This is a genomic window from Serratia sp. CY74737, assembly GCF_052166775.1.
GTDB classification, from domain to species: domain Bacteria; phylum Pseudomonadota; class Gammaproteobacteria; order Enterobacterales; family Enterobacteriaceae; genus Serratia; species Serratia ureilytica.
Genome location: NZ_JBJNOF010000004.1, coordinates 301,937 through 328,264 on the forward strand (window position 1 = coordinate 301,937; position 26,328 = coordinate 328,264).

The 26,328-nt window shown below is 61.6% G+C and carries 26 protein-coding genes; 16 read left to right on the plus strand and 10 right to left on the minus strand.

Annotated features, from left to right (window positions below):
• The first annotated feature begins 49 nt into the window (after positions 1–49).
• Positions 50–1,324, plus strand: coding sequence for an adenosylmethionine--8-amino-7-oxononanoate transaminase (gene bioA, locus ACJ8PE_RS07690; RefSeq protein ID WP_404768994.1), 1,275 nt, complete (start codon positions 50–52; stop codon positions 1,322–1,324).
• Positions 1,325–1,328: 4 nt separating this feature from the next.
• On the opposite strand, the gene ACJ8PE_RS07695 is transcribed toward bioA, so the two are convergent.
• Positions 1,329–1,730 carry a YkvA family protein gene (locus ACJ8PE_RS07695; protein ID WP_025301916.1) on the minus strand — a complete coding sequence of 134 codons (402 nt, stop codon included), beginning with the start codon at positions 1,728–1,730 and terminating at the stop codon, positions 1,329–1,331.
• A 2-nt stretch (positions 1,731–1,732) separates the two neighbouring features.
• Complete coding sequence (locus ACJ8PE_RS07700) at positions 1,733–2,008, minus strand: metal/formaldehyde-sensitive transcriptional repressor (protein ID WP_025301915.1); 276 nt, start codon at positions 2,006–2,008, stop codon at positions 1,733–1,735.
• Positions 2,009–2,086: 78 nt separating this feature from the next.
• Between ACJ8PE_RS07700 and dmeF the strand changes: the two genes are divergently transcribed.
• Positions 2,087–3,055 carry a CDF family Co(II)/Ni(II) efflux transporter DmeF gene (gene dmeF / locus ACJ8PE_RS07705; RefSeq protein ID WP_072022483.1) on the plus strand — a complete coding sequence of 323 codons (969 nt, stop codon included), beginning with the start codon at positions 2,087–2,089 and terminating at the stop codon, positions 3,053–3,055.
• Between the two features lie 32 nt (positions 3,056–3,087).
• The gene (locus tag ACJ8PE_RS07710) at positions 3,088–3,570 is read left to right on the plus strand and encodes a kinase inhibitor (protein WP_042783877.1); all 483 of its coding nucleotides are present in this window, start codon (positions 3,088–3,090) and stop codon (positions 3,568–3,570) included.
• Between the two features lie 64 nt (positions 3,571–3,634).
• On the opposite strand, the gene pgl is transcribed toward ACJ8PE_RS07710, so the two are convergent.
• Positions 3,635–4,630, minus strand: a complete 996-nt coding sequence (gene pgl / locus ACJ8PE_RS07715; RefSeq protein WP_033652352.1) for a 6-phosphogluconolactonase — start codon at positions 4,628–4,630, stop codon at positions 3,635–3,637.
• Between the two features lie 178 nt (positions 4,631–4,808).
• Here pgl and ACJ8PE_RS07720 point away from each other — a divergent pair, with 178 nt between their 5' ends.
• Entirely contained in the window at positions 4,809–5,627 is an 819-nt protein-coding gene (locus tag ACJ8PE_RS07720; RefSeq protein WP_033652412.1) for a pyridoxal phosphatase, read from the plus strand.
• Between the two features lie 31 nt (positions 5,628–5,658).
• Here the strand turns inward: ACJ8PE_RS07720 and modC are convergent, their stop codons facing one another.
• The 4 genes from modC to ACJ8PE_RS07740 all read right to left on the minus strand — a co-directional run bounded on the left by modC (position 5,659) and on the right by ACJ8PE_RS07740 (position 8,494).
• Positions 5,659–6,726, minus strand: coding sequence for a molybdenum ABC transporter ATP-binding protein ModC (gene modC, locus ACJ8PE_RS07725; RefSeq protein ID WP_042783876.1), 1,068 nt, complete (start codon positions 6,724–6,726; stop codon positions 5,659–5,661).
• Entirely contained in the window at positions 6,727–7,416 is a 690-nt protein-coding gene (gene modB / locus ACJ8PE_RS07730; protein ID WP_033642225.1) for a molybdate ABC transporter permease subunit, read from the minus strand.
• Positions 7,413–8,186, minus strand: a complete 774-nt coding sequence (modA, locus tag ACJ8PE_RS07735) for a molybdate ABC transporter substrate-binding protein (protein ID WP_197793595.1) — start codon at positions 8,184–8,186, stop codon at positions 7,413–7,415. Before modA ends, modB begins: the two co-directional genes overlap by 4 nt.
• A 158-nt stretch (positions 8,187–8,344) precedes the next feature.
• Positions 8,345–8,494: an AcrZ family multidrug efflux pump-associated protein gene (locus tag ACJ8PE_RS07740; protein ID WP_004939813.1), complete on the minus strand. Its 150-nt coding sequence runs from the start codon at positions 8,492–8,494 to the stop codon at positions 8,345–8,347.
• 192 nt (positions 8,495–8,686) lie between these two features.
• On the opposite strand from ACJ8PE_RS07740, the gene modE reads away from it, so the two are divergent.
• The 9 genes from modE (at position 8,687) to gpmA (ending at position 17,745) form a co-directional block, all read left to right on the plus strand.
• Positions 8,687–9,478: a molybdenum-dependent transcriptional regulator gene (gene modE, locus ACJ8PE_RS07745; protein WP_197761508.1), complete on the plus strand. Its 792-nt coding sequence runs from the start codon at positions 8,687–8,689 to the stop codon at positions 9,476–9,478.
• A 90-nt stretch (positions 9,479–9,568) separates the two neighbouring features.
• Positions 9,569–11,056: a molybdate ABC transporter ATP-binding protein ModF gene (modF, locus tag ACJ8PE_RS07750; protein ID WP_197793596.1), complete on the plus strand. Its 1,488-nt coding sequence runs from the start codon at positions 9,569–9,571 to the stop codon at positions 11,054–11,056.
• A gap of 95 nt (positions 11,057–11,151) precedes the next feature.
• Positions 11,152–11,724, plus strand: coding sequence for a cysteine hydrolase family protein (locus tag ACJ8PE_RS07755; RefSeq protein WP_197793597.1), 573 nt, complete (start codon positions 11,152–11,154; stop codon positions 11,722–11,724).
• 167 nt (positions 11,725–11,891) lie between these two features.
• Positions 11,892–12,710, plus strand: a complete 819-nt coding sequence (locus ACJ8PE_RS07760; protein ID WP_033652347.1) for a CPBP family intramembrane glutamic endopeptidase — start codon at positions 11,892–11,894, stop codon at positions 12,708–12,710.
• A gap of 283 nt (positions 12,711–12,993) precedes the next feature.
• On the plus strand, positions 12,994–14,046 hold the full coding sequence (gene galT / locus ACJ8PE_RS07765) for a galactose-1-phosphate uridylyltransferase (protein ID WP_197793598.1): 1,053 nt from the start codon (positions 12,994–12,996) through the stop codon (positions 14,044–14,046).
• Positions 14,043–15,194 (plus strand): galactokinase, encoded by a 1,152-nt coding sequence (gene galK, locus ACJ8PE_RS07770; RefSeq protein ID WP_442536739.1) that lies wholly within the window; start codon positions 14,043–14,045, stop codon positions 15,192–15,194. The genes galT and galK overlap by 4 nt, the downstream gene beginning before the upstream one ends.
• Entirely contained in the window at positions 15,188–16,231 is a 1,044-nt protein-coding gene (gene galM / locus ACJ8PE_RS07775) for a galactose-1-epimerase (RefSeq protein ID WP_099785348.1), read from the plus strand. The genes galK and galM overlap by 7 nt, the downstream gene beginning before the upstream one ends.
• 197 nt (positions 16,232–16,428) lie before the next feature.
• Complete coding sequence (locus ACJ8PE_RS07780) at positions 16,429–16,776, plus strand: PsiF family protein (protein WP_033642211.1); 348 nt, start codon at positions 16,429–16,431, stop codon at positions 16,774–16,776.
• A 216-nt stretch (positions 16,777–16,992) separates the two neighbouring features.
• Positions 16,993–17,745, plus strand: a complete 753-nt coding sequence (gpmA, locus tag ACJ8PE_RS07785) for a 2,3-diphosphoglycerate-dependent phosphoglycerate mutase (RefSeq protein WP_016928714.1) — start codon at positions 16,993–16,995, stop codon at positions 17,743–17,745.
• Between the two features lie 46 nt (positions 17,746–17,791).
• Here gpmA and ACJ8PE_RS07790 read toward each other — a convergent pair whose 3' ends face one another.
• The 3 genes from ACJ8PE_RS07790 to aroG form a co-directional block, all read right to left on the minus strand.
• Positions 17,792–18,829 carry a M48 family metallopeptidase gene (locus ACJ8PE_RS07790; protein ID WP_033652342.1) on the minus strand — a complete coding sequence of 346 codons (1,038 nt, stop codon included), beginning with the start codon at positions 18,827–18,829 and terminating at the stop codon, positions 17,792–17,794.
• 7 nt (positions 18,830–18,836) lie between these two features.
• Complete coding sequence (locus ACJ8PE_RS07795; RefSeq protein WP_033642207.1) at positions 18,837–20,027, minus strand: YjgN family protein; 1,191 nt, start codon at positions 20,025–20,027, stop codon at positions 18,837–18,839.
• A gap of 260 nt (positions 20,028–20,287) precedes the next feature.
• Positions 20,288–21,340 carry a 3-deoxy-7-phosphoheptulonate synthase AroG gene (gene aroG / locus ACJ8PE_RS07800; protein WP_025301893.1) on the minus strand — a complete coding sequence of 351 codons (1,053 nt, stop codon included), beginning with the start codon at positions 21,338–21,340 and terminating at the stop codon, positions 20,288–20,290.
• A 212-nt stretch (positions 21,341–21,552) separates the two neighbouring features.
• Between aroG and ACJ8PE_RS07805 the strand changes: the two genes are divergently transcribed.
• Genes ACJ8PE_RS07805 through zitB form a run of 3 tightly spaced genes read left to right on the plus strand, consistent with a single transcriptional unit; the run spans position 21,553 to position 26,317 of the window.
• Positions 21,553–22,158: a response regulator gene (locus tag ACJ8PE_RS07805; protein WP_033642206.1), complete on the plus strand. Its 606-nt coding sequence runs from the start codon at positions 21,553–21,555 to the stop codon at positions 22,156–22,158.
• Positions 22,155–25,355, plus strand: a complete 3,201-nt coding sequence (locus tag ACJ8PE_RS07810) for an ATP-binding protein (protein ID WP_442536740.1) — start codon at positions 22,155–22,157, stop codon at positions 25,353–25,355. Before ACJ8PE_RS07805 ends, ACJ8PE_RS07810 begins: the two co-directional genes overlap by 4 nt.
• Entirely contained in the window at positions 25,355–26,317 is a 963-nt protein-coding gene (gene zitB / locus ACJ8PE_RS07815) for a CDF family zinc transporter ZitB (RefSeq protein WP_197793601.1), read from the plus strand. The genes ACJ8PE_RS07810 and zitB overlap by 1 nt, the downstream gene beginning before the upstream one ends.
• Positions 26,318–26,328: the final 11 nt, after the last annotated feature.

Below are 26,328 nucleotides of genomic sequence, written 5' to 3' on the forward strand. Positions count from 1 at the left end.
TATTGTGGATATACTGTCAACCAATCTTAATCCAATTTGGTTTACAACAATGTCTGTCACCGCTTCCGACCTGGCGTTTGACCAACGCCATATCTGGCACCCCTACACCTCCATGAGCCGCCCGTTACCCTGTTACCCGATCGAATCGGCCAGCGGCGTCGAACTGCAGCTGGCGGACGGCCGGAGTCTGGTGGACGGCATGTCCTCCTGGTGGGCGGCGATCCACGGTTACAACCATCCGCGCCTGAATCAGGCCGCCAGCCAGCAGTTGGAGAAGATGTCGCACGTGATGTTCGGCGGCATTACCCATCCGGCCGCCATCTCGTTGTGCCGTCGGCTGGTGGAAATGACGCCGGAAGCGCTGCAGTGCGTGTTCCTGGCGGACTCTGGTTCGGTGGCGGTAGAAGTGTCGCTGAAAATGGCGCTGCAGTACTGGCAGGCGCGCGGCGAGCGCCGGCAGCGCATCCTGACGCTGCGCCACGGCTATCACGGCGATACCTTCGGCGCGATGTCGGTCTGCGATCCGGACAACTCGATGCACAGCCTCTATCAGGGGTATTTGGCGCCGCACCTGTTCGCCACCGCGCCGCAGTGCCGCTTCGACGAGGAATGGCGTGAAGAGGATATCGCGCCGTTCGCCGCGCTGCTGGAGCAGCACGCCGGTGAAGTGGCGGCGGTGATTCTGGAACCGGTGGTGCAAGGCGCCGGCGGAATGCGCATCTACCATCCGACCTATCTCAAGCGGGTGCGCGAGCTGTGCGATCGCCATCAGGTGCTGCTGATCGCCGACGAGATCGCCACCGGTTTCGGCCGCACCGGCAAGCTGTTCGCCTGCGAGCACGCGCAGGTGGTGCCGGACATTCTCTGTCTGGGCAAGGCGCTGACCGGCGGCTATATGACCCTTTCCGCCACCTTGACTACCCGCCATGTGGCGGAGACCATCAGCAACGGCGCGGCCGGCTGCTTTATGCACGGGCCGACCTTTATGGGCAATCCGCTAGCCTGCGCCGTGGCGGACGCCAGTCTGGCGCTGCTGGTGGAAAATCGCTGGCAGGCGCAGGTGAGCGCCATCGAAACCCAGTTGAAGCGGGAACTGTTGCCGTTGGCGGCGCTGCCGAAGGTGGCCGACGTGCGGGTGCTGGGCGCGATTGGGGTGGTGGAGATGCGCGAACCGGTGGATGTCGCCGAGCTGCAGCGCGGGTTCGTCGAGCGCGGGGTATGGATCCGGCCGTTCGGCAAGCTGATTTACCTGATGCCGCCTTACATCATCGAAGCGGAACAGCTCAGCCGCCTGACCGCCGCCGTGGCCGACGCCGCGCGTTAATGCCTTACCAATGCTGGTCCAGATAGCGGGCCAGCAATCCCAAACACAGCAGCCACAGTAAAATGATCATCGCCGCCGCCATGCGGCCGGTGGGATTATCGACGCGCTTTTGCGCCTTCTCGCGCAGCTCGGCCATCAGCGGTTTGGGGATCAGGCGCACCGCCAGCATGATGCCCAACGGCACGATGATCACATCGTCCAGATAGCCCAGCACCGGAATAAAATCCGGGATCAGATCGATTGGTGAGATCGCATAGCCGGCGACCAGCAGCGCGATCAGCTTGGCGTACCACGGGGTGCGCTTATCACGGGCGGCCAGCCACAGCGCGTAGATATCGCGCTTGATGCCTTTGGCCCAACGGCGCAGCCAGCCGAACCACGGCGTGCGTTTTTTCAGTGAAATCATGATTACTTCATATAAGAACGTAAAACGGTCATCAATTGCTCGATGTCCTGCTCGCGCTGCTGCGGCGTAGCGTCCGCGGCAGCCAGATGTTCGCGCACATGCCCTTCCAGCACCTGCGCCATCAGACCGTTGACCGCGCCGCGCACCGCCGCGATCTGCTGCAGAACAGCCGAACATTCGCCGCCGCTCTCCAGCGCGCGCTCCAGCGCTTCGGCCTGCCCTTTAATGCGGCGCACCCGCGCCAATAGCTTCTTTTGATCTCTGTGGGTATGGCTCATCATTTCCGCCTGATTGTTATTTACTATACTGGGGTATAGTATATTTCAGCACACTATCTTTTGCTGAGGAACTTCACCATGACGTCTCACGCGCCCGTTTTGCACCGCGAGCACAGCCACGTTTTTGACGATGGTAACCCATTGGCCGAAAGAAACACCAGATGGGCGGTGATACTCACCGCCAGTATGATGGCTATCGAGATCGCCGGCGGCTGGCTGTTTAACTCGATGGCATTGCTGGCCGACGGCTGGCACATGAGTTCGCACGCGCTGGCCCTGGGCCTGTCGGTGCTGGCTTACGGCGCCGCACGCCGGCTGGCCAAGGATCGCCGCTTTAGCCTCGGCACCTGGAAGATCGAGGTGCTGGCCGGTTACACCAGCGCGGTGTTGTTGGTGCTGGTGGCGGCGCTGATGCTGTTTCAGTCTGGGCAGCGGCTGCTGAATCCCAGCCCGATTCATTACAACGAAGCCATCGCCATCGGCGCGATCGGGCTGGCCGTCAACCTACTCTGCGCCTGGCTGTTGCGCGGCGGCGGCCACCATCATCATCACGGGGATGACCACGACGACACTCATCATGACCTCAACCTGCGTTCCGCCTATGTTCACGTGCTCGCCGACGCCGCCACCTCGGTGCTGGCGCTCGTCGCGCTGTTCGGCGGCAAGCTTTGGGGTGCCGCCTGGCTCGATCCGCTGATGGGCATCGTCGGCGCGGCGATGGTGGCCGCCTGGGCCTATAGCCTGATGCGCGATAGCGGAAAGATTTTGCTGGATGCCGAAATGGACGCCCCGGTGGCGCAAGAGATCCGCCAGGCCCTGGCCGCTTCCGGCCACGCGCTCACGCTGACCGATTTGCATGTAGGCCGCATCGGCAAAGGAAAATATCATTGCGTCCTCGCCCTGAGCAGCGCCGATCGCACCCTCACCGCCGATCGGGTGCGCCAACTGTTGGCCGCGCATCCCGAACTGGTGCATGTCACCGTCGAGATCAACCGTCCGCCGCTGGCGCAAGGGGTTGTATTGTTCCACCGAAAAGATCTAGCTTAAGGGTCCGCGTTTATCGACAACTGGGAGTCATTATGGCTTTTCGTTTGTACAGCAACGATCTGCAGGACGGCGGCACAATGCCGCAGACGCAGGTCTTCAACGGCATGGGCTACCGCGGCGATAACCTGTCGCCGCACCTGGCCTGGGACGGCGTGCCCGCCGGCACCAAAAGCTTCGTCGTCACCCTGTACGATCCCGATGCCCCGACCGGCTCCGGCTGGTGGCACTGGGTGGTGGCCAATATTCCGGCCGACGTGCGCGAGCTGCCGCAGGGCGCAGGCTCCGGCAAAGCGCCGCTGCCGAGCGCCGCGCTGCAAACCCGTACCGACTTCGGCTCGGCCGGTTACGGCGGCGCCGCGCCGCCGAATGGCGAACGCCACCGCTATCAGTTCACCGTGCATGCGCTGGACGTGGAAAGCATTGAGGTGGATGAAGGTTCCAGCGGCGCGTTGGTGGGCTTTAACGTGCATTTCCACAGCCTCGGCAGCGCCACGCTGACGGTGATGTTCAACTGATTGATCTCCGCCCATAAAAAAGCGCGGCTCAACCGAACCGCGCTTTTCTGCTCTGCCCGCCGAATTACTTCGCCAGCACGCTTACCCACATCGGGCCTTTGCCCACCGGATAACGCGCCAACATAGTCAGCTGACCGCTGGCCTGATCAATTTCATGCACCGCGATGTGATCGGACTTCTGGCCGGACGAAATCACGAAGCGGCCGCTGTGATCGATATTGAAACCGCGCGGTTGCGCTTCGGTCGGATAATAGCCGACCACGCTCAACGTGCCGCCGTCTTCGGAGACGCTGAAGAGGGTCAGAATGCTGGCGGTGCGATCGCTGGTGTACAGGAAGCGGCCGTTCGGCGTGATATGAATGTCCGCCGCCCAGCGGGTGCCGTCGAAATCGTCCGGCATGATATCCAGCGTTTGCGTCACGGTGTATTTGCCGCCGTTTTCCGAAATGGCCAGTACGTCCACCGTGCCGTTCAGCTCGTTGACGCAATAAGCGAACTTGTCGTTGTGGTGGAACGCCATATGGCGCGGACCGGCGCCGGCGGCGATATCCACCGCGTCCTGCGCGTGCGGCGTCAGCTGGCCCGCCAGGCTCAGGTTGAACAGACGGATGCGGTCTTCTTTCAGACACGGTACCAGCACCAGCTGGTTGGTCGGATCGATGTTGGCGGAGTGCGGCGCGCTCAGGCCGTCGATCTGTTGGATCGGCGCCGTGACCACGCCGTCGTGGCCGATCGGGCTGATGCTGGCGCAGTTGCCGCTGTAGGAAGCGGAGAACAGGTAACGCCCCTGCAAATCGGTGGAGATATGGGTCGGGCTGCCCGGCAGCGGCGCCATGCCGGCCTGCTGCAGCGTGCCGTCCGCCTCGATGCGGTAGCTGACGATGCCGAACGCCGGACGCACGCCGACGTACAGGTGAGTCTTGTCCGGATGAAGGGTCATCGGCTGCACCTGGCCCGGCACGTCAACGGTTTGCAGCAGCGTCAGCGCGCCGGCGTCGTCCAACTGCCAGACGTGGATCTGCTGGCTCTCCGGGCTGGCGACATAAACGATTTGCTTCATGTGTTCTCCTTGCAAAGGGTAAAAGAGGAACCGGTTTCAGGCCGTTCGATTGTCCCTAGCTTACCGCACATCCGTCGCATGGCAACCCTGCTTAGCACCGGAAGCTCACGCGGTTTTCTCCATTGGCTATCCGGTGTAACATCGGATTAATTTTATGGCTAACGATAACGAGAACCCTATGAGCTACCGCGTCATCGCCCTCGATCTTGACGGCACCCTGCTGGACAATCAAAAACGCATCTTACCGCAGTCGCTGGAAGCGCTGGCGCAGGCGCGCGCCGCCGGCGTCCAGGTGGTGGTGGTCACCGGCCGCCATCACGTCGCCATCCATCCGTTCTACCAGGCGCTGCAGATTGACACGCCGGCCATCTGTTGCAACGGCACCTACCTGTATGATTTTCAGCAGAAAAAGGTGCTGGCCGCCGATCCCTTGGCGAAGGAGCAGGCCAAACAGGTGCTGCAGATGCTCAAACAGACCGACATTCACGGGCTGATGTACGTTGACGACGCCATGCTGTATCAGGAACCGAGCGGCCACGTGACTCGCTCGCTGGCCTGGGCCGAAACCCTGCCTGCGGCGCAGCGCCCGACGCTGCTGCAGGTCGGCAGCCTGGCGCAGGCGGCCGACGACGCGCAGGCGATCTGGAAATTCGCCACCTCGCACGCCGATATTCCGGCGCTGCGCGAGTTTGCCGACACGGTGGAAAAAGAGCTGGGGTTGGCGTGCGAATGGTCCTGGCACGATCAGGTGGATATCGCCAAAGGCGGCAACAGCAAAGGCAAACGCCTGCGCCAATGGGTGGAGTCGCAGGGGCTGAGCATGGATCAGGTGGTGGCGTTCGGCGACAACTACAACGACATCAGCATGCTGGAAGCGGTCGGTTTGGGCGTGGCGATGGGCAACGCCGATGACGCGATCAAGGAACGCGCCGATCTGGTGATCGCCGATAACCTGCAGCCGGGCATCGCCGAGGTGATCCGCACCCGCGTGCTGTAGTCTTTTCGCCCTCCCGCCGGGAGGGCCCGCCTTAACGGCTCTCGCGGCTGATCGACACGCTTTTCACCTGCGCGTACAGCCACTGCCCGGGGCGGATCGCCAGTTCGTCTCGCGCCCAGGGCGTGATGCGCGCCCACAGCACGTGTTCCCCGACCGCCAGCTTCACTTCCACCTGCCCGTCCACGTCCAGACACTCGCTGACCTTGGCCGGCAAGACGTTGCGAATGCTGCTGTTGACCGGCGGCTGCAGCACCAGCGAGACGTCGGCGGCATTGATGCGAATGCGCAGCTGAGTGCCCAACTCGGCATCGATGCCGCTGACCCACAGCCGCTGATCGCCGAGCGCCAGCGCGGTCATGGCATAACGTTGATGATGCTCAATCACGCTGACGCGCAGCACGCTGCTCTGATCTTCACGTTGCAGCCACGGCCGCAGCGCGCTGCTGGCCCAGACGGCTTCCAGCCCGCCGAACGCGCGCACCTCGCCGCGATCCAGCACCAACACCTGCTCGGCCAGGCGCAGGATCTCGTCCAGGCTGTGGCTGACATAGAGGATGGGGATGTTCACGTCCTGCGCCAGCCGCTCCAGATACGGTAGCAGCTCGCGTTTGCGCGGCAGATCGAGCGAGGCCAGCGGTTCGTCCATCAGCAGCAGTTCCGGCGCGGTCAGCAGCGCGCGGCCGATCGCCACCCGCTGTTTTTCACCGCCGGAGAGCGTCAGGGGCAACCGATTAAGCAGCGGCCCGATGCCCAGCAGCTCGACGATGGTGTTGAACTGCGTACGCATGCCGGCCGCCATGCCGTACTGCAGGTTGCCGCGCACCCGATAGTGCGGGAACAGGCGCGCATCCTGAAACACATAGCCGATACGGCGCTTTTCCGGCGGCAGGCAGAGGCCCGCGGCGGTATCCACCAGCGTGCGGCCATTAAGCGCGATGCGCCCCTGCTGCAGGCGGGTCAGGCCGCCGATGGCGTTGATCAAGGAAGTTTTGCCTGCGCCGGACAGGCCGAAAATCGCGGTGATGCCCTGCGCCGGCAAATCGGCGCGGACGTTGAGATTGAGGTCGCCCAGCTGCTGCGAGAAATCCAGCTCCAGCATTTACACCCCCATCCGTTTGCGGCCCCAGCGGGCCAGCCATTCGGACACCATCAGCGAAGCCAGCGACAGCACGATGGCGATCACGCACAGACGCGCGGCGGCGGCCTCCGCCCCCGGCGTTTCAATCAGCGTATACATCGCCAGCGGAATGGTGCGGGTTTCCCCGGGAATGTTGGAGACGAAGGTGATGGTGGCGCCAAACTCCCCCAGCGAACGGGCGAAGGCCAGCACCACGCCGACAATGACGCCGGGCAGCGACAGCGGCAGCGTGATGGTGAAAAATACCCGCCACGGATTGGCGCCCAGCGTGCGCGCCGCCTGTTCCAGCCGGGTATCCACCGCCTCCAGCGCCAGCCGAATGGCGCGCACCATCAGCGGAAACGCCACCACCGCCGACGCCAGCGCGGCGCCGCGCCAGCTAAAGCTGAAGCTGAAGCCGAACCAATCGTACAGCCGCTCGCCGATGACGCCGCGCCGCCCCATGGCGATCAGCAGCAAATAACCGACCACCACCGGCGGCAGCACCAGCGGCAGGTGAATGACGCCATCGAGCAGCGCCTTGCCGGGAAAACGGCAGCGCACCAGCACCCAGGCCATCAGAATGCCGAACGGCAGGCTGCAGACTACCGCCAAACCGGAAACTTTCAGGCTCAGCTCAACCGCCTGCCACTCGTACTCGCTCAGAATCATTTACGCGGGGTGAATCCATAATGTTCGAAAATAGCGGCCGCTTCCGGGCTCTTCAAATAGGTATAGAAAGCGCTGACCGTCGGATTTTGACGATCTTTCACAATCGCCATCGGATATTCAACCGGTTTGTGACTGTCTTCCGGGAACACGCCCACCACTTTCACCTTGTCGCTGGCGACCGCGTCGGAACCGTAAACGATGCCGAGCGGCGCTTCACCGCGCTCCACCAACGCCATCGCGCTGCGCACATTGTTGGCGCGCGCCAGTTTAGGCTCCAGCGCGCGCCAGGCGCCCAGATGCTCCAGCGCCTCTTTGGCGTAGATGCCGGCCGGCACGTGATCCGGATCGCCCACCGCCAGACGACCGCCGTTCAGCAGTTTGGCCCAATCGGTCTGCTTGTCGATGGCGATCTTGTCTTGTTTATCGTTCTTGGCGGCGATCAGCACCAGTTCGTTGCCCAGCAGCGTATAGCGGGTGTCTTTCACCATCTGCTGCTTGTCGATGGCGTAATCCATCCACTGTTGATCGGCGGAGATAAACAGATCGGCCGGGGCGCCCTGCTCAATTTGGCGCGCCAGCGTCGAGGACGACGCGAAGGAGGAAACCACCTGCACGTCCTTGCCTTTTTGATACTGGGTGGCGATGTCCTGCAGCGCGTTGGTCAGCGACGCGGCGGCGAACACGGTGATCTTTTCCGCCGCCGAGGCCTGAGTCACCAGGCCCGATGCCAACACGATCCCGCCAACCCATTGGGTCCATTGCTGTTTCATTGTTTTTCTCCGCAAGTTAACGTGCATTATCACTCTTCGTTATATAAAAAATAATATAACGTTGCGCGAAAGCTTGTCATGCGGTTTATCGGCAAAGCGTGAGATAACTTGAGGAATGCCCGCCGGGCGATGCCGACGGGTATCGGGATGGGGAACGGTCAGTGCTGGGTGCGGTTTTCTTTCGAGCGGCCCACTTTGGAGAAGACGTTGAACACTTCGCCAAAACCGTAGATCAAGCCGAGAATGAGCGCCATGACCACCGGCACCATCACCACGGCGAATAACAGACTTTTCAATAATTCCAACATGATAGCCTCGCTTAACTGCCCATTGAGCGGCAAATGCCTTTCACCGCATATCAGGTTATTCTAACCCAAAAAATCGCTAAAACCGGAGTTATTTTAGCCAGCGAGGCGAAATTGTGATCGGCCAAACGTGCCCTTTGGCGCTTTGCCGCCAAATCGGCGACAATAAGATTTTTGCCGCCGACAGGATGCGCTATGCAGGCCGAAATTCTTCTGACTCTCAAACTCCAGCAAAAGCTGTTCGCCGATCCGCGCCGCATCGCGCTGCTGAAACAGGTGCAGCACACCGGCTCCATCAGCCAGGGCGCCAAACTGGCGGGCATCAGCTACAAAAGCGCCTGGGACGCCATCAATGAGATGAACCAGCTGGCGGAACAAACGGTGGTGGAACGCGCCACCGGCGGTAAAGGCGGCGGCGGCGCACAGCTGACGCACTATGGCCAGCGGTTGATCCAGCTGTATGACCTGCTGGGCCAGGTGCAGCGAAAAGCTTTCGACGTGTTGCAGCAGGACGATCTGCCGCTCGACAGCCTGCTGGCGGCCATCTCGCGCTTCTCGCTGCAAACCAGCGCACGCAATCAGTTTTTCGGCACCGTGATCGAACGCGACCACCAGCAGGTACAGCAGCATCTGGCGATCCTGCTGAACGACGGCAGCACTCGCCTGACGGCGGCCATTACCCAGCAAAGCGCCGATCGGCTGCAGCTGACGCCCGGCAAAGAGGTGCTGGCGCTGATCAAGGCGCCCTGGGTGCGTCTGAGCGTCGATGCGGCCGATAACGCCGACGCGGATAATGCGCTGGCGGGCGTGGTGGCCGGCATTCAGCCGGGCGCCGAACACAGCGAGGTGCTGGTGACGCTGGCGGGCGGCGAAACCCTGTGCGCCACCCTGACGACGGCGGAGCTGCAGCGCCTGCAGCTGAGCGTCGGCGACGCCGTACACGCCCTGTTCAACGCCGATCGGGTGATTGTCGCCACGTTGTGTTAAGCGCAACGTGATGTTGCGTTTTTGTTGATTGACATCACCCTGCAATGCGCCTATTTCTAAGGCAAATAATTGCAAAAAAAGGAACAGGTGATGTCGTCGTTGCACATTTCGCAAGGTTCATTCCGCTTGAGCGATACCCGCACCCTGACGCTGGAAGCGCTGGCGATCCAAGCCGGTGAAAGCTGGGCCTTCGTCGGCGCCAACGGCAGCGGAAAATCCGCCCTGGCGCGCGCGCTGGCCGACGAACTGGTTCTGCTGCGCGGCGAACGCCGCAACGACTTTCAGCATACGGTGCGCATCTCCTTCGAACAGTTGCAAAAGATGGTCAGCGACGAGTGGCAACGCAACAATACCGATCTGCTCAGCGCGGACGAAGACGACACCGGCCGTACCGCGGCGGAGATCATTCAGGAAGAGGTGAAAGACGCCGCGCGCTGTGAGCGACTGGCCGCGCAATTCGGCATTACCGCCCTGCTGACGCGCCGCTTCAAATACCTGTCTACCGGCGAAACGCGTAAAACCCTGCTGTGCCGCGCGCTGATGCCACAACCCGACCTGCTGATCCTCGATGAACCTTTCGACGGGCTGGACGTGCACTCGCGCGCGCAGCTCGCCGCGCTGCTGAGCGAGCTTTCCGCCCAGGGACAGACCGTGGTGCTGGTGCTCAACCGTTTCGACGAAATACCGGATTTTGTCCGGCAGGTGGGCGTGCTGGCGGACTGCACCCTGACCAACCGCGGGCCGCGCAGCCAGGTGATGGCGGACGCGCTGGTGGCGCAGCTGGCGCACAGCGAAAATCTCAGCGGGCTGGCGCTGCCGGAAACGGAGGATCCGACGCAAAAAGAGGCCCTGCCGGCGGATCGTCCGCTGATCGTCCTGCGTGACGGCGTGGTCAGTTATAACGATCGGCCGATCCTCAATCATCTCGACTGGCAGGTTAACCCTGGTGAACACTGGCAGATCGTCGGCCCAAACGGCGCCGGCAAATCCACCCTGCTCAGTTTGATCACCGGCGATCACCCGCAGGGCTACAGCAACGATCTGACGCTGTTCGGCCGCCGCCGCGGCAGCGGGGAAACCATCTGGGAAATCAAACGCCATATCGGCTACGTCAGCAGCAGCCTGCATCTGGATTATCGCGTCAACACCAGCGTGCGCAACGTGGTGCTGTCGGGGTTCTTCGATTCGATCGGCATTTATCAGGCGGTCTCGGATCGCCAGCGGCAGCTGACCGAGCAGTGGCTGGCGCTGCTCGGGCTCGACGGCGCGCGCGGTGACGCCCCGTTCCACAGCCTTTCCTGGGGCCAACAGCGGTTGGCGCTGATCGCCCGCGCGCTGGTGAAGCACCCGGCGCTGCTGATCCTCGACGAGCCGCTGCAAGGGTTGGATCCGCTCAATCGCCAGCTGGTGCGCCGCTTCATCGACGTGCTGATCGGCCAGGGCGCCACGCAGTTGCTGTTCGTTTCGCACCATGCCGAAGATGCGCCGCAGTGCATCACCCACCGCCTCAGCTTCGTGCCCGACAGCGAGGGCGGCTACGGCTATCAACACCAGCGGCTGGAGGCGACCTCCGTCTGAAACGCGGCGTAAACATATCCGGCAACACTTCACCGCAGCACATCACATTTGGCCTTTTATCATAGAAAGAAAGAAGGCCATTTTCTGGAGACGCCATGTCCGCTGCGTTGATTATCATCGACCTGATCGAGGATCTTATCGGGCCCAAAGGCCGCGCCAACCACTGCCGTGAACAGGTTGCGGCGACCCACCTGCTCGCCAACGTCAATGCCGCCGCGGCCTACGCGCGGGTGCGAAAAATCCCGGTAATTTGGGTGCGGGTGGGATTCGCCGACGATTATCATGACATCCCGCCTCACTCGCCGCTGTTCAACCATCTCAAGCAGATCGGCGCGCTGCGGCTAAACGGCCCGGGATGCCGCTGGGTGCCCGAACTGCACCAGGAAGAGACCGATCTGCAGTTTGAAAAAACGGCGGTTAGCGCCTTCTCCGGTAACAATTTGTTAGCCTGGCTGCGGCAACATCGGTGCCACCATTTGCTGCTGGCGGGCATCAGCACGCCGCTCGCCATCGAAAGCACCGCGCGTCAGGCGCACGACGCCGGCTTTCAGGTGACCGTATTGCACGATCTGTGCGCAGCCCCTACGCAGGAGATCCACCAGCAGAGTCTGGATACCCTGCAAAATCTGGCCGAAATCACCCGTTCGCAGGCCTGGATGAGAGGCTAACCCGCTTCGCCGCCGGTTGTGTCAGCCGGCATAATGCACGAATGCATCACTGCCCCGACCTTTAGCGTCATTCTGGTGTGCTACTATCCGCTTTAGCGCTCAATCTCGCCATCATCGCACGCCGCAAAGGCGCTGAGCGCCGTGTACATATTTTAAAGGGACATATTATGTGGGGCGTACTGGCTGCTTCGTTATTTTTCTTGCCGTTTAACCGGCTGATAGCCTGGGTGATCCTGGCCGCCTCGGCGGGCATGGGGCTTTATCATGGAGTGCTGACGCCACTCAGCCTGGGTTGCCTGTTGGCCATCGTGGCGCTGGCGGGTCTACGTCATTATTTTCGCGCGCAGCGTAATCTGGCGATCGCGCTCGAAGGGTTGGTGATCGCCGGCTGCGTGGCGCTGTTCTTGCATCTGGTGCCTGGCATCCACAACCAGCTGATGATCGACGGCGAAAAGGCCGGCCCGCTCAGCGCGCCGTTCACCATGTATTACAACTTCGACAAGGCGATGGTGCCGTTCCTGCTGTTCGCCTGCTTGCCCACATTGTTTTCCGCCGAACGCGGCGGCAACGGCGGCAAGGCGGGCTGGATTGCGCTGCTGCTGGCCGTGCCGGCGCTGTTGCTGCTGGCGGTGGCGCTGGGCGGCTTAAAAATCGAGCTGCATGCGCCCGCCTGGATCCTGCCCTTCGTCATGGCGAACCTGTTTTTCGTCTGCATGGCCGAAGAAGCGCTGTTTCGCGGCTACCTGCAGCAGCGCCTCAGCCAGTGGCTGGGAGCCTGGCCGGCGCTGATTGTCGCCTCCCTGGTGTTCGGCGCCGCGCATCTGGCGGGCGGTACGCTGATGGTGATCTTCGCGACCCTCGCCGGGGTGATCTACGGCCTGGCGTGGATGTGGAGCGGCCGTCTGTGGGTGCCGATTCTGTTCCATTTCGGACTGAACCTGACCCATCTGCTGTTCTTCACCTACCCGCTGTATCAGCATCCCTAACGTCTGACGCCGGCAGAGAGCGCTTCTCTGCCGGTGGCTGGATGAAAACGCTATCACAAGCGCCTCACCGCCCCGCCATCAACCGCTTTGCATGCTGCTTTACGCCGCCTGTCCGGCGCTTCTCACTGAAGTGTAAACGATTCCATTTTTCGCGTTGGATCACCTTTTTATCGCTGTAGCCATGCTATCTTTTTGCGCATTGACCACTCCCTGTTCAGCAATGGGCGTATCAAGACGGTAATTGGAAGCGATTACACCCTCGTCGACGCCAAGAAGGAACCGTATGACGGAATTTAACCCTATCGACCATCCGCACCGCCGCTTTAACCCGCTGAGCGGCCAGTGGGTGCTGGTCTCACCGCACCGCGCCAAGCGCCCCTGGCAGGGCCAACAGGAGAGCGTCCCCACGGCAACGCTGCCGGCGCACGATCCCGACTGTTTCCTGTGCCCGGGCAATGCGCGCGTCACCGGCGATCGCAATCCGGAATATCGCGGCACCTATGTCTTTACCAACGATTTCGCCGCGCTGATGAGCGATACGCCGCCGGCGCCCGACAGCCACGATCCGCTGATGCGCAGCCAGAGCGCGCGCGGCGTCAGCCGGGTTATCTGTTTCTCTCCCGATCACAGCAAGACCCTGCCCGAACTGACGCTGCCGGCGCTGGAGCAGGTGGTCGCCGCCTGGCAGGCGCAAACCGAGGAGCTGGGCAAGCACTACCCCTGGGTGCAACTGTTCGAAAACAAAGGCGCGGCGATGGGCTGCTCCAACCCGCACCCGCACGGGCAGGTCTGGGCCAACAGTTTTCTGCCGAACGAGGCCGAACGCGAAGATCGCCTGCAACACGACTATTTCCGGGAACATGCCTCCCCGCTGCTGCTGGACTATGCGCAGCGCGAGCTGGCCGCAGGCGAACGCATCGTGGTGAACACCGAACACTGGCTGGCGGTGGTGCCCTACTGGGCCGCCTGGCCGTTTGAAACGCTGCTGCTGCCGAAAACGGCGGCGCAGCGCATCACCGATCTCAGCGCGGCGCAAAGCCGCGATCTGGCGCTGGCGCTGAAGAAGCTGACCAGCCGCTACGACAACCTGTTCCAGTGCTCGTTCCCCTATTCGATGGGATGGCACGGCGCGCCGTTCAATGGCGCCGACAACCGGCACTGGCAGCTGCACGCCCATTTCTATCCGCCGCTGCTGCGTTCAGCCAGCGTGCGCAAATTTATGGTCGGTTACGAGATGCTGGCGGAAACCCAGCGTGACCTGACCGCCGAACAGGCCGCAGAGCGTCTGCGCGCCGTCAGCGATATTCATTACCGTGAAGCCGGAGCCCAAGCATGAGCCTGAAACCGCTTACCCATTCCCTGTTTACCGAACACTTCGGCTATGCGCCGGCGTTGACCATCCAGGCGCCGGGGCGGGTGAACCTGATCGGCGAGCATACCGATTACAATGACGGCTTCGTGCTGCCCTGCGCCATTGATTACCAAACCGTTATCGCCTGCGCCAAGCGCGACGACCGTCAGATCCGCGTGCTGGCCGCCGATTATCAGAATCAGCAGGATCAATTCTCGCTCGACGATCCGATCGTCAGCCATCCCGACCAGCGCTGGTCCGACTATGTCCGCGGCGTGGTGAAGCACCTTCAGCGCCGTAACGCCGATTTCGGCGGCGCGGATCTGGTGATCGCCGGCAATGTGCCGCAGGGCGCGGGGCTCAGCTCCTCCGCCGCGCTGGAAGTGGCGGTGGGCCAGGCGCTGCAGGCGCTCTATCAGCTGCCGCTGGACGGCGTGGCGCTGGCGCTGAACGGCCAGGAGGCGGAGAACCAATTCGTCGGTTGCAACTGCGGCATCATGGACCAGCTGATCTCCGCGCTCGGCCGGCGCGACAGCGCTCTGCTGATCGACTGCCGCTCGCTGGAGACCCGCGCGGTGCCGATGCCGGACAGCGTGGCGGTGGTGATCATCAACTCCAATGTGCAACGCGGGCTGGTGGACAGCGAATACAACACCCGCCGCAAACAGTGCGAAGAAGCGGCGCGTTTCTTCGGCGTCAAGGCGCTGCGCGACGTCAGCCCCGAACAGTTTGCAGCGCGTCAACATGAGTTGGATCCGTTGGTGGCCAAACGCGCGCGCCATGTCATCAGCGAGAATGCCCGCACGCTGGCGGCGGCCGATGCGCTGGCGGCCGGCGATCTGCAACGCATGGGCCGGCTGATGGCGGAGTCCCACGCCTCGATGCGTGACGACTTCGAAATCACCGTGCCGCCAATCGATCGGTTGGTCGAGATTGTCAAAGCGTTCCTCGGCCCGCGCGGCGGCGTGCGCATGACCGGAGGCGGCTTTGGCGGCTGCATCGTCGCGCTGATGCCACAGGACCTCGTGGAAACGGTGCGCGCCGCCGTGGCGCACGAGTATCCGCTGCAAACCGGCGGATTGCGGGAAACGTTTTACGTCTGCCAGGCTTCGCAGGGGGCCGGCACATGCTGACGGTGAGCACGGAAGCGGCGCCCGATGGGCAGCCTTACCAGCTGACGCGGCTGCAAAACGCCGGCGGCATGACCGTCACCCTGATGGACTGGGGCGCCACCTGGTTGTCCGCGGTATTACCGCTCACATCCGGCGAAAAACGCGAGCTGCTGCTCGGCTGCCGCAGCGCCGCGGACTATCAACGTCAGGGCGCCTATCTGGGCGCCACCGTTGGCCGTTACGCCAACCGCATCGCCAATGCCAGCCTGCCCATCGACGGTAAATCCCATGCGCTGCTCGCCAATCAGGGCGCGCACCAGTTGCACGGCGGCCCCGACGGTTTTCATACCCGCCGCTGGCGCCGGGTACAGCAGGATGCGCACCAGGTCTGCTATGCGCTGCATTCAGCGGATGGCGATCAGGGCTTCCCCGGCAATCTCGACGTGCAGGTTTGCTACCGCCTGACCCCCGATAATCGTCTGGAAATCAGCTATCTGGCGCAGGTCGATCGCCCCAGCCCGGTCAACCTGACCAACCACGCCTATTTCAATCTGGACGGCCCCGGCACCGACGCCCGCGCCCAACGGCTGCAGCTGTTCGCCGATCGCTATCTGCCCGTCGACGCCGAGGGCATTCCCTGCGCCGAGCTGACGCCGGTGGACGGCAGCGGCATGGATTTTCGTCAACCGAAAACGCTGCTGCAGGATTTCCTGCGCGATCGCGACCAACAGCGGGTCAACGGCTACGATCACGCCTTTCTGTTGCACCGCATCTGCGGCGCGCTGGAAAGCCCGGCGGCCCATTTATGGTCCGCCGACGGGCAGGTGCAAATGAGCGTGTTCACCGACGCGCCTGCGCTGCAACTCTACAGCGGCAATTTTCTGGCCGGCACGCCGGCGCGCGAGGGCGGCAGCTATGCCAACCATGCCGGCGTGGCGCTGGAAAGCGAGTTTTTGCCGGACAGCCCGCACCATCCCGAGTGGCCGCAGCCGGATTGCTGGCTGCAGCCGGGGAGCCGCTACCGCAGCGCCACGCATTATCAGTTTTATCCTATCTAACCCGCCATGCCCCTCGCCGTGCGGCCGGGGGCGATTTGTTATAAATGCTTACCTTTTAGCCCTATCCCCCCGCCGGCGCCCACCTTCCCTTATTCCAAAGCGCGCACTACACTCAGGCTACCGTGATAAGCACAACGCCTTGTGCAACGTCACAATTTTCGGCCGATGGCGGCCAATCAATAGCTGAAGGAACACCTATGCGTCTGATTACTGCACTTCCATTGCTGGCGGGCTTAATGCTGAGCACCAATCTGATGGCGGCCGACGCGACGACGGCGACGAAAACGCCTTCGCCGGCGCAGGCGGCCCAACAGAAACGCATGACCGATTGCAACCAGCAGGCATCCACCAAGTCGCTGAAAGGCGCGGACCGCTCCACCTTTATGAGCACCTGTCTGAAATCCGAAGGCGCCGCTGCAACGGGCAAAACCCTGACGCCGCAGCAGCAGAAGATGAAAAGCTGCAACGCCGACGCCAAGACCAAGGATCTGAAGGGCGACGCGCGTAAAACCTTCATGAGCAACTGCCTGAAAAAATCGGCCTGATTTTCCCTCTGCCACGGCGCGTCCGAAGCGATTCCGACGCGCCGTTTCTCCCCCTTCCGCCCCAGCCTGAACGATTCAGCTTTTTCCTTTCTCCAGCCCTTACTTTGCGGCAAGAAATTGGCTATGGTTAGACACTATCGATTGCCGAGCCCCGGCCCGCGGCAATATAATGATTTTCGTTATCATTGAAATGTCAGATTATTAAGGAGTTAAGCTATGGCTGTAACTAAGCTGGTTCTGGTGCGTCACGGCGAAAGCCAGTGGAACCAAGAAAACCGCTTCACCGGTTGGTATGATGTTGATCTGTCCGACAAGGGCCGCACCGAAGCGAAAGCAGCAGGCAAGCTGTTGAAAGAAGAAGGTTTCACTTTCGACTTCGCTTACACCTCCGTACTGAAGCGCGCGATCCACACCCTGTGGAACATCCTCGACGAGCTGGATCAGGCCTGGTTGCCAACCGAAAAATCCTGGAAGCTGAACGAACGTCACTACGGCGCGCTGCAGGGTCTGAACAAAGCGGAAACCGCTGAAAAATACGGCGACGAGCAGGTGAAACAATGGCGTCGCGGCTTCGCGGTGACCCCGCCGGAGCTGACCAAAGAAGACGAACGTTACCCTGGCCACGATCCGCGCTACGCTTCGCTGAGCGAGCAAGAGCTGCCGCTGACCGAAAGCCTGGCGCTGACCATCGATCGCGTTATCCCTTACTGGGACGAAGAAATCCTGCCACGCATCAAGAGCGGCGAACGCGTGATCGTTGCGGCGCACGGCAACTCGCTGCGCGCGTTGGTGAAATACCTGGATAACCTGAGCGAAGACGAAATCCTCGAGCTGAACATCCCAACCGGCGTGCCGTTGGTGTATGAGTTCGACGAGAACTTCAAGCCAACCAAACGTTACTACCTGGGTAACGCCGATGAGATCGCTGCAAAAGCGGCGGCCGTGGCGAACCAGGGTAAAGCGAAGTAATTTCGCCGGTTCACGAAAAAGCCCCCGGTTTTCACCGGGGGCTTTTTTATTTCTGCTGCGCCATCGCCTCATTCACCGCATCCAGCCGTTCCTGCATCGCCGGATGAGTGCTGAGCCAGGCAGGCAGCGCCCAGTCATCGGTCTTTTCTCGTTCAGGCGCCTGTGCCAACGCGCGGTAGATCGCCGCCATTTCCGCCAGCGAACGCCCCTGGCGCTGCATTTCCGCTATCGCAAACGCATCCGCCTCACGCTCCATCCCGCGAGAAAACTGCATCTCATTTACGAAGGATGCGGACTGCAGCAACGTGTCGCCGATGCCGCTGACGTCACCCGTCATCCACATCAGCGTCAATGCCACCAGTGACGAGCGCACCAACATGCGCATCGGATGGCGATAAGCGTGATGCCCCATTTCGTGCAGCATCACCGCCGCCAAGCCATCGTCGTTTTTCGACAAGGTGACCAGGCTATCGCTGAGCACCAGCGTGCCGTCCGGCAACATAAAGGCGTTCGGCGCACCGGGCGCCGCCATCAACTTCAGCGAGAGCGGCGTGCGCTCTTGGCGCATGTCGGCCGGCATCACCTGCCGGAACAGCTGCTGCAGCGCCCGTTGCCGCTCGGCCGGCAGTGCCGAGGGCGCGAAGCCACTCTGCTCCAAGAACGTCTGCGTATGTTCGCCCAGCTTCTGTTCCACCGAGGTGGGGATGCGCATGGCGATCTCGCTGCTCGCCCACGGCAGCACCACGTAAACGTAAGCCACTACCGCCAACAGCGTCATCAGCAGCGCCAGGGCGACGCCGCGTTTATGGCGTTCCAGGCGATGCACCCACCCCGGCGAACGGCGCTGATAGAACCAGCGGCGAAAGGCCGCATCGTCGTCGGGCACAAAGCGCCCGCCGCCCTTGAAGGTGAGCGTCAGCGGAATATTGCCCAGCGCGGCAGAAACGGTGATGTCCGTCAGCGGGATGTAACGCTGTTCATCCTGCCGCTGCAACGTCACGCCTTCGCCGCTTTCGTTCACCAGCAGACGAGCCGCCTCACGTGCGGCCCGTCCCGGCAACTGATAAGCGCCTTCAAGGATCATCGGCGCCTCAGAAGCTGCCGCCCAGATCCAGCGCCTGCACCGCTTCTTCGGCCACCGCGCTGTTGGCGGTTTCCTGATGCGCCGTAATGTCCAGCAGCGCCAGATCGCCTTCAACCGCCGTGCACGCCGCCAGATAACGGGCATGACGCACTTCCGCCACCGGCGCCGCCAAACCGAGCGAGAACAGGGTAATCAGGGTATTGGTGATCAACAATCCCATGTACGGCAGCGTTTTCATTGAGGAATGCAGCTTGATGTCGCCGTTCAGCCTTGCCTGGTTAAACAGGTAGTTGCGTTGGGCGACAACCTGGTAGCTGCTGGCCACCAGGGCACCGATCAGCAGCACCACCATCATCAGCAGAAGGCTGCTGATATTGTCCAGCACCAGCACATCGATGGCTTCATTGGTCAACATGCCCATCAATACCATCTGATAGAGGGTAAAGAAGAACGAACCGATGCACACCAGCGCGACCAACATGAACGGCAGGAATATGAGCAGGCCGATCAAGGCAAATTTGATAAAGGCCGATTTCTTCAGTTCGGCAATAAACGGCGTGTTCCCGAAAAACAGGTTATTAACGTACAAATCATGCTGCAGTGCGCTAATAATGCCGTTTACCGCCGCAAATGCCGGCACGGCCAAAATCAGCGTCAGCACCAGCATAAATGCGATGGCGTTGATGCTGCCAAGACCGCTGCCAATGCCGAGCAAGACGATCAGACCGACATACAGTCCGATAATCAGCAATAACGGGCAGAACAGCAAAGCCCAATAGGCGCGCCCGGTGCGGCAGACATAATTAAAGCGCACGCCGCGATAGCTCGACATAATCGCATTGTAGCGCCAGCTGCGGATAACAATCCACGGCAACAGGGCAAGCAATACCAGCAGCGCCAACAGCCCCAGCAATGGCGTCACCGCCAGCAGGAAATAAAATACGATGATGCCGCCGATCACCAACAGCCGTCCTTTCAGAATTTGCAGCGGCTGCGCATGATAATCGAAACGATCGCCGTCCAATTCCGTGTTGCCGTAAAAATAGCGACGACGACGCACCGTCGCCCAGGCGGAATAGATGCCCAGGGTCAGAGCGGTCAATAACGCGTTGACTAACCAAATAGCGAAGTACTCACCACCTTTCCCATGGAATTTAATCCGGTGCAACCCCAGCGGCTGCGAGGTATTGTTTGTCATAATTCTTTCGTCCTGAAAGGAATAGGTCATACCACTCCCCACTTATTAGGCCTGCGGGGTTTATGGAATAAAAAAAGCGTCTTATATAAGCACAATGCCGAGAGCGGTGACAATTATTCTTTTATTAAATAGGAATAATGCGAATACGGCCGCTTAAAGATTTAATAAGCCTATTGACTGTAGGCCTTAAATTGACAGGAGATATAAAATTTTAAGGTAAATAGAAAAAGGGCCCGCTGACGAGCCCCTTCTTTACGCGATTAACCGCGGCGCGCTTTCACCGCCGCCGCCAGATCGCGCAGCACGGTTTCGGTATCCTGCCAGCCGATGCAGCCGTCGGTGACGCTCTTGCCGTAAACCAGCGGCTCGCCGCTTTCGAGGCTCTGGTTGCCTTCCACCAGGTGGCTTTCGATCATTACACCGATAATCGCTTTTTCACCGCCGCCAATTTGCCCGCAAACATCGGCGCTCACGTCCATCTGTTTTTTGAACTGTTTGCTGCTGTTGGCATGGCTGAAGTCGATCATCACCTGCGCCGGCAGCCCCGCTTTGCTCAAACCGGCTTTGACGTCCTTCACATGCGCCGCGCTGTAGTTTGGCTCTTTGCCGCCGCGCAGGATAATGTGGCAGTCACCGTTGCCGCTGGTGTTAACGATCGCCGAGTGGCCCCATTTGGTCACCGACAGGAAGCAGTGCGGCGCGCCGGCGGCGTTGATGGCGTCGATCGCCACCTTGATGGTGCCGTCGGTGCCGTTCTTGAAGCCGACCGGGCAAGAGAGACCAGAGGCCAGTTCACGGTGCACCTGCGATTCCGTGGTGCGCGCGCCGATGGCGCCCCAGCTCATCAGATCCGCCAGGTACTGCGGCGTGATCATGTCGAGGAATTCGCCGGCGGCCGGCAACCCGCTGTCGTTGATCTCCACCAGCAGCTTGCGCGCCAGGCGCAGGCCGTCGTTGATGTTGAAGCTGTTGTCCATTTGCGGATCGTTGATCAGGCCTTTCCAGCCCACGGTGGTGCGCGGTTTTTCGAAGTACACGCGCATCACCACTTCCAGCTCGCCGCTCAGTTCTTCACGCAGCGCCAGCAGGCGCCCCGCGTACTCTTTGGCGGCTTGGGTATCATGGATGGAGCAAGGGCCAATCACCACCAGCAGGCGATCGTCGCTGCCGCGGAGGATATTGTGAATTGCGCTGCGGGCCTGGGACACCGTCTTTGCCGCGCGTTCAGTGGCCGGGAATTTCTCCAGCAAAGCCACCGGCGGCAGGAGTTCCTTAATATCATTAATGCGTAAATCGTCGTTTTGGTAATTCATAGCTTTTCCATTCGGTATCGTGGGGTATTTCGCAGTGCGTAACGGTGTAGATCCCAACAATCTAGCCTGTGAGAATGGCGCTGTAAATCACCTTTGCCCCTCGCCGCTGGAACCGCCAAATTAACAGCAGATTGTGCTGTTTCATCTGGCGAGCGCAGAGCCTCCTTTTTCGCTATGCTAGCGATCAGAATATAAAGTGACCCGAGTTGAACATGCCCTCTCTGCTATTAGTTGATGACCACCCGGTGGTTCATGTCGCACTGGAAGCGGCGCTAATGAAATCATCCCGCCCCTACCGCCTGCAGGCGGCGCAGGATGACGTACAGGCGCTGGCCCTGCTGGCCGAGGCCGCTTTCGGCCTGGTGATCCTGGATATCGGCCTGCCGCAGGTCGACGGGCTGCAGCTGTTGAAAAAAATCCGCCGCCGCTATCCGCAACAAAAGATCCTGATCTATACCGCGCAGGAAGCCGATGTCTATGCGCGCATGGCGCATGCCGCCGGCGCCGACGGTTTCGTCAATAAAGGCAGCTCGCTGGCGGAGTTGGTGCAGGCGATCGAACAGGTGCTGGACGGTGAAATCAGCTTCCCCGCCGCCGCGCTGGCCGAAGAGGCGCCGACGGCGGACGGCGGGCTGCTCACCCCTAAGGAGCTCGAGGTGCTGGGCTTGCTGAGCCAAGGGCTGTCCAACCTGCAGATCGCCGACCGGCTGCACATCAGCAACAAGACTGTCAGCACGCACAAAAAAAACATCCAGCGCAAAACCGGCGCCGGCAACCTGCTGGAACTGGTGGCGGTGTTTAAAGAGCTGGCGCCATGATGCGCCGCGCCCTGCTGCTGCTGATCCTGTGGTGCGGCCTGGCGCAGGCGGCGGAGCCGGTGCGCTATCAGCTGGTCAGCAACCTGAATACCCCCGAGAATATGCTGATCGTCGGCGAGAAAAATCCCTGGCGCGATCGCACGCTGCGCGTCGGCATCATCAGTGAGAACACCAGCCCGTACAACATCATCGTGGACGACGATCTGTATGGGCTGAACGCCGACTACCTCGGCTATATCCAGCAGGTGACCGGCATCCGCTTCGCCATTTACGGCTTCGCCGATCTGACCCAGCTGGAACAGGCGCTGCACGACGGCAAGGTCGATCTGCTGTACGGCATCCCGCAGAGCGAAGCGCTGCACGGGCTGGAGATCTCCCAGCCTTACTACATCAGCAACCTGCGCGTATTGCGCGATCGCAGCAACGATAGGCCGGTGATGCTCAATTCCGCCAACGCCCGCGTCGCGATCGGCGCGCTGACCGACATGCAGTCCGGCGGCGCCCTGCAGGCGGTGGCGTCGCAGATCCAGCGCTACGACAACAACCTGCAGGCGGTCTATTCGCTGCTCAACGGCAGCAGCGACTACTTTATCGCCGACGAGGCCAGCGCCAGCTTTATCATCGACCAGTTGCAGCTCGGCCAGCTCTATCAAATTGAAAGCAACGAGAACCTGGGCAACCTCTCCTTCGTGTTCGCCGCCGCCGACCCGCGCCTGATAGACACGCTGGACACCGCCATCGCCGACGCGCCGATGGAACTGATGAATGCCCTGCAGAGCCGCTGGAGCAAAAAGATCCCCAGCTACCTCGATACCGGCAATGCCGATCTGACGACGATGGAGAAGAATTGGGTGGCGAGCCACCGCGTGGTTTACTATGCCGCCATCGAGAACAACTTCCCGTTCGCCTACCGCGGTTCCGACGGCCAGCCGCGCGGCTACGCCATCGATATTCTCAACATCATCGCGCAAAACACCGGGCTGCGTTTCGCGCCGCTGTGGGCGCGCAACGCCGAGCAGGCCGATCAGCTGGTGCAATCCGGCCAGGCCAGCTTCCGCGCCGCCCTGCCGCTGGCGCGCGGCGTCAAGGCGCGCTATGGCGCCAGCATGCCGATCCACCGTTCGCTGTGGGGCGTTTACGTCGGCCAGTATGCCAACGGCGTCTCGACCTGGAGCGATCTGGCCGGCAAGCGCATCGGCGTGCTGCAGGGCGATTTGGCTCAGGGGCTGGTGCCGGAGCAGGAACAGACCGTCAGCTTCGCCGACAGCAAGTCGATGTACGACGCGCTGGCCAACGGCCAGTTGGATGCGCTGGTGGATAACGTCATTTCCGCCAACTTTTTGGCGCTGTCGCGCTATTCCGGCGCCATCAAACTGGCCTTCGCCGCCAACAACATCCCCTATCCGGTAGCGTTCGGCGTACGCCGCGATCAGCCGCTGCTGCTGGCGATCCTCGATAAGAACCTGATGCAGATCCCGGCGGATACCCTGCAATCGCTGCGCGACGAGTGGATCGTCGACCGCAGCAACCTTATCGACGCGGTGAACGACAACCGCATGCCGCCGCAGACCACCTGGCTGCTGGCGCTGTTGGCCGCCGCCACCGTGCTGCTGTTGGCGCTGACGCTGCGCCGTTTCATGCTGCAGCGCCGTGAAAAACGCGAACGCGAAGAGCTCGAGCAGGCGCGCCGCCGCGCCGAAGCGGAAAACCGCATGAAGAGCAAATTCCTCGCCACCGTCAGCCATGAACTGCGCACGCCGATGCACGCCATCCTTGGCCTGCTGGAACTGGAGCTCAAACGCCAACCGGCGCCGGAAGGCCTGCCGGTGATTTACAGTTCGGCCTCATCGCTGCTCAACCTGCTCAACGACCTGCAGGATCACGCCCGACTGGAAACCGGGGCGTTGACGTTGGCGCCAAAACCGGTGGCGCTGCGCCCCTGGGTCGCGCGCATTGACGCCCTTTACCGGCCGCTTATCGGCGAACGGCCGTTGACGTTGAAGGTGACGGCAGATCCGGCGCTGCCGGAGGCGGTGGTCATTGATGGTGAGCGTTTACTTCAGGTGGCTAACAACCTGATAAACAATGCGATAAAGTTCACGACGCGCGGAACCATTCAGGTCGAGGTCGGCTGGCACGCGCAGGATGAACGACGGGGAGAGTTGCAGTTAACGGTGAACGACAGCGGCTGCGGCATCGCCGCCGATGAAGTAAGCAAGCTGTTTCAACCGTTTTACCGCGCACGCGGCGCGCAACGCATCTCGGTGCAAGGTACCGGTTTGGGCCTGTCTATCTGCAAAGAAATCGTCGAACAGATGGGCGGCCGCATAGAGCTGCACTCGCAGCCGGGCGTCGGCACCCGCGTCGAGGTAGTGATACCGGTCGAGCTGAGCGGCGACGCGCCGGTTGGCGCTCAGGAGGAGCACACCTTTGCTCTGCCGTCTTCCGCCTTGCGTACCGCGCTGATCGACGATCATCCCACCAATTTGTTGCTGCTGGAACGCCAACTGCGCCACTTCGGGCAGCAACCCGCCCGCTTCGAACAAGGCTATGCGCTGCTGAAGGCCCAGCGACGGCAGCCGTTTGACCTGCTGTTTATCGACTATAACATGCCGCGCCCGGACGGCCTGACGCTGGCCAGGCTGATCCGGCGCGACGAACAGCGGCTGCAGCGCCCACCTTGCCGCATCGTGCTCTGTTCGGCGGACGTGCAGGAGTTTACCCGCATCCCGCCGGGGCTGGTGGCGATCGATCACTTCCTGACCAAGCCGATTTCGCTGACGGCGATCGGCCAGGTATTGGCTCAGCAACCGCAGGCTCAGGAAGAAAAGTCAGTCCTTACTGACCTACGGCAAACGCTGGCCGACATGGCGGGCGGCGATCGCGCCATGCTGCAGCGGCTGGCGCAGACGCTCGGCGATACGCTGCGGCAAGACCGGCAGCGGCTCGCGGACGCCGTCGCCGCGAACGACTGGCCTCGCCTGGAGCAGGCGGCACATCGCATCAAGGGCAGCCTGCTGATGCTGCAGCTGCCGGAAGCCGCGCAGCTGTGCCAACAGCTGGTGGATACCGCACGTCGGGGCGAGCTTGCCGCCGCCGCTTATACTAAATTAAAGGCGTTAGTGGCGCAGATAGAACCGGAGCTGGACGCTCTGCTCGCCGCCGCCCCCTCTTTCGCTATGCATAAGGATGAATAATGTCGGACACTCCACACATACACCTGCCGAAAGACAGTAATAGTAAACGCCTACTGACCGCTTTTTTAGTCACCGCCGTCTTTATGGTGGCCGAGGTGGTCGGCGGCCTGTTGTCCGGCTCGCTGGCGCTGTTGGCCGACGCCGGCCATATGTTGACCGACGCCGCCGCGCTGCTGGTGGCGCTGATGGCGGTGCACTTCTCCCAGCGCAAACCCAACGCGCGCCACACCTTCGGCTACCTGCGCCTGACCACGCTGGCGGCCTTCCTCAACGCCGCGGCGCTGCTGGTGATCGTGGTATTCATCCTGTGGGAGGCGATACGGCGTTTCTTCGAACCACAGCCGGTGATGGGTACCCCGATGCTGATCATCGCCATAGCGGGGCTGCTGGCGAACCTGTTCGCCTTCTGGCTGCTGCATCGCGGCAGCGAAGAGAAAAATATCAACGTGCGCGCCGCCGCGCTGCATGTGCTGGGCGACCTGCTCGGCTCGGTGGGCGCTATCGTCGCGGCCATCGTTATTCTCGCCACCGGCTGGACGCCGATTGACCCGATCCTGTCGGTGCTGGTCTCCTGTCTGGTGCTGCGCAGCGCCTGGCGGCTGCTGAAGGAGAGCTTCCACGAGCTGCTGGAAGGCACGCCGCAGGAGGTCGATATCGCCAAGCTGCAAAAAGACCTGTGCCTGAACATCCCGGAAGTGCGCAATATCCACCACGTACACGTCTGGCAGATCGGCGAACAGAAGCTGATGACGCTGCATGCGCAGGTGATCCCGCCACATGACCACGATGGGCTGTTGCAACGCATCCAGGCTTATCTGTTGGAACACTACAAGATCGGCCACGTGACCATTCAGATGGAGTACCGGCACTGCGAGACGCCGGACTGCGGTATCAATCGGGCGCCGGAGCCGAGTGAACACTCACATGCCGAAGCGCATTCGCACCTGGGGCATCGCCACTAAGCCAGGAGGGC

What these genes read in the sequence shown, in the direction of transcription:
- bioA (WP_404768994.1), top strand. Translation starts at nt 50, where the DNA reads ATGTCTGTCACCGCTTCCGACCTGGCGTTTGACCAACGCCATATCTGG.
- ACJ8PE_RS07695 (WP_025301916.1), bottom strand. Translation starts at nt 1,730, where the DNA reads ATGATTTCACTGAAAAAACGCACGCCGTGGTTCGGCTGGCTGCGCCGT.
- ACJ8PE_RS07700 (WP_025301915.1), bottom strand. Translation starts at nt 2,008, where the DNA reads ATGAGCCATACCCACAGAGATCAAAAGAAGCTATTGGCGCGGGTGCGC.
- dmeF (WP_072022483.1), top strand. Translation starts at nt 2,087, where the DNA reads ATGACGTCTCACGCGCCCGTTTTGCACCGCGAGCACAGCCACGTTTTT.
- ACJ8PE_RS07710 (WP_042783877.1), top strand. Translation starts at nt 3,088, where the DNA reads ATGGCTTTTCGTTTGTACAGCAACGATCTGCAGGACGGCGGCACAATG.
- pgl (WP_033652352.1), bottom strand. Translation starts at nt 4,630, where the DNA reads ATGAAGCAAATCGTTTATGTCGCCAGCCCGGAGAGCCAGCAGATCCAC.
- ACJ8PE_RS07720 (WP_033652412.1), top strand. Translation starts at nt 4,809, where the DNA reads ATGAGCTACCGCGTCATCGCCCTCGATCTTGACGGCACCCTGCTGGAC.
- modC (WP_042783876.1), bottom strand. Translation starts at nt 6,726, where the DNA reads ATGCTGGAGCTGGATTTCTCGCAGCAGCTGGGCGACCTCAATCTCAAC.
- modB (WP_033642225.1), bottom strand. Translation starts at nt 7,416, where the DNA reads ATGATTCTGAGCGAGTACGAGTGGCAGGCGGTTGAGCTGAGCCTGAAA.
- modA (WP_197793595.1), bottom strand. Translation starts at nt 8,186, where the DNA reads ATGAAACAGCAATGGACCCAATGGGTTGGCGGGATCGTGTTGGCATCG.
- ACJ8PE_RS07740 (WP_004939813.1), bottom strand. Translation starts at nt 8,494, where the DNA reads ATGTTGGAATTATTGAAAAGTCTGTTATTCGCCGTGGTGATGGTGCCG.
- modE (WP_197761508.1), top strand. Translation starts at nt 8,687, where the DNA reads ATGCAGGCCGAAATTCTTCTGACTCTCAAACTCCAGCAAAAGCTGTTC.
- modF (WP_197793596.1), top strand. Translation starts at nt 9,569, where the DNA reads ATGTCGTCGTTGCACATTTCGCAAGGTTCATTCCGCTTGAGCGATACC.
- ACJ8PE_RS07755 (WP_197793597.1), top strand. Translation starts at nt 11,152, where the DNA reads ATGTCCGCTGCGTTGATTATCATCGACCTGATCGAGGATCTTATCGGG.
- ACJ8PE_RS07760 (WP_033652347.1), top strand. Translation starts at nt 11,892, where the DNA reads ATGTGGGGCGTACTGGCTGCTTCGTTATTTTTCTTGCCGTTTAACCGG.
- galT (WP_197793598.1), top strand. Translation starts at nt 12,994, where the DNA reads ATGACGGAATTTAACCCTATCGACCATCCGCACCGCCGCTTTAACCCG.
- galK (WP_442536739.1), top strand. Translation starts at nt 14,043, where the DNA reads ATGAGCCTGAAACCGCTTACCCATTCCCTGTTTACCGAACACTTCGGC.
- galM (WP_099785348.1), top strand. Translation starts at nt 15,188, where the DNA reads ATGCTGACGGTGAGCACGGAAGCGGCGCCCGATGGGCAGCCTTACCAG.
- ACJ8PE_RS07780 (WP_033642211.1), top strand. Translation starts at nt 16,429, where the DNA reads ATGCGTCTGATTACTGCACTTCCATTGCTGGCGGGCTTAATGCTGAGC.
- gpmA (WP_016928714.1), top strand. Translation starts at nt 16,993, where the DNA reads ATGGCTGTAACTAAGCTGGTTCTGGTGCGTCACGGCGAAAGCCAGTGG.
- ACJ8PE_RS07790 (WP_033652342.1), bottom strand. Translation starts at nt 18,829, where the DNA reads ATGATCCTTGAAGGCGCTTATCAGTTGCCGGGACGGGCCGCACGTGAG.
- ACJ8PE_RS07795 (WP_033642207.1), bottom strand. Translation starts at nt 20,027, where the DNA reads ATGACAAACAATACCTCGCAGCCGCTGGGGTTGCACCGGATTAAATTC.
- aroG (WP_025301893.1), bottom strand. Translation starts at nt 21,340, where the DNA reads ATGAATTACCAAAACGACGATTTACGCATTAATGATATTAAGGAACTC.
- ACJ8PE_RS07805 (WP_033642206.1), top strand. Translation starts at nt 21,553, where the DNA reads ATGCCCTCTCTGCTATTAGTTGATGACCACCCGGTGGTTCATGTCGCA.
- ACJ8PE_RS07810 (WP_442536740.1), top strand. Translation starts at nt 22,155, where the DNA reads ATGATGCGCCGCGCCCTGCTGCTGCTGATCCTGTGGTGCGGCCTGGCG.
- zitB (WP_197793601.1), top strand. Translation starts at nt 25,355, where the DNA reads ATGTCGGACACTCCACACATACACCTGCCGAAAGACAGTAATAGTAAA.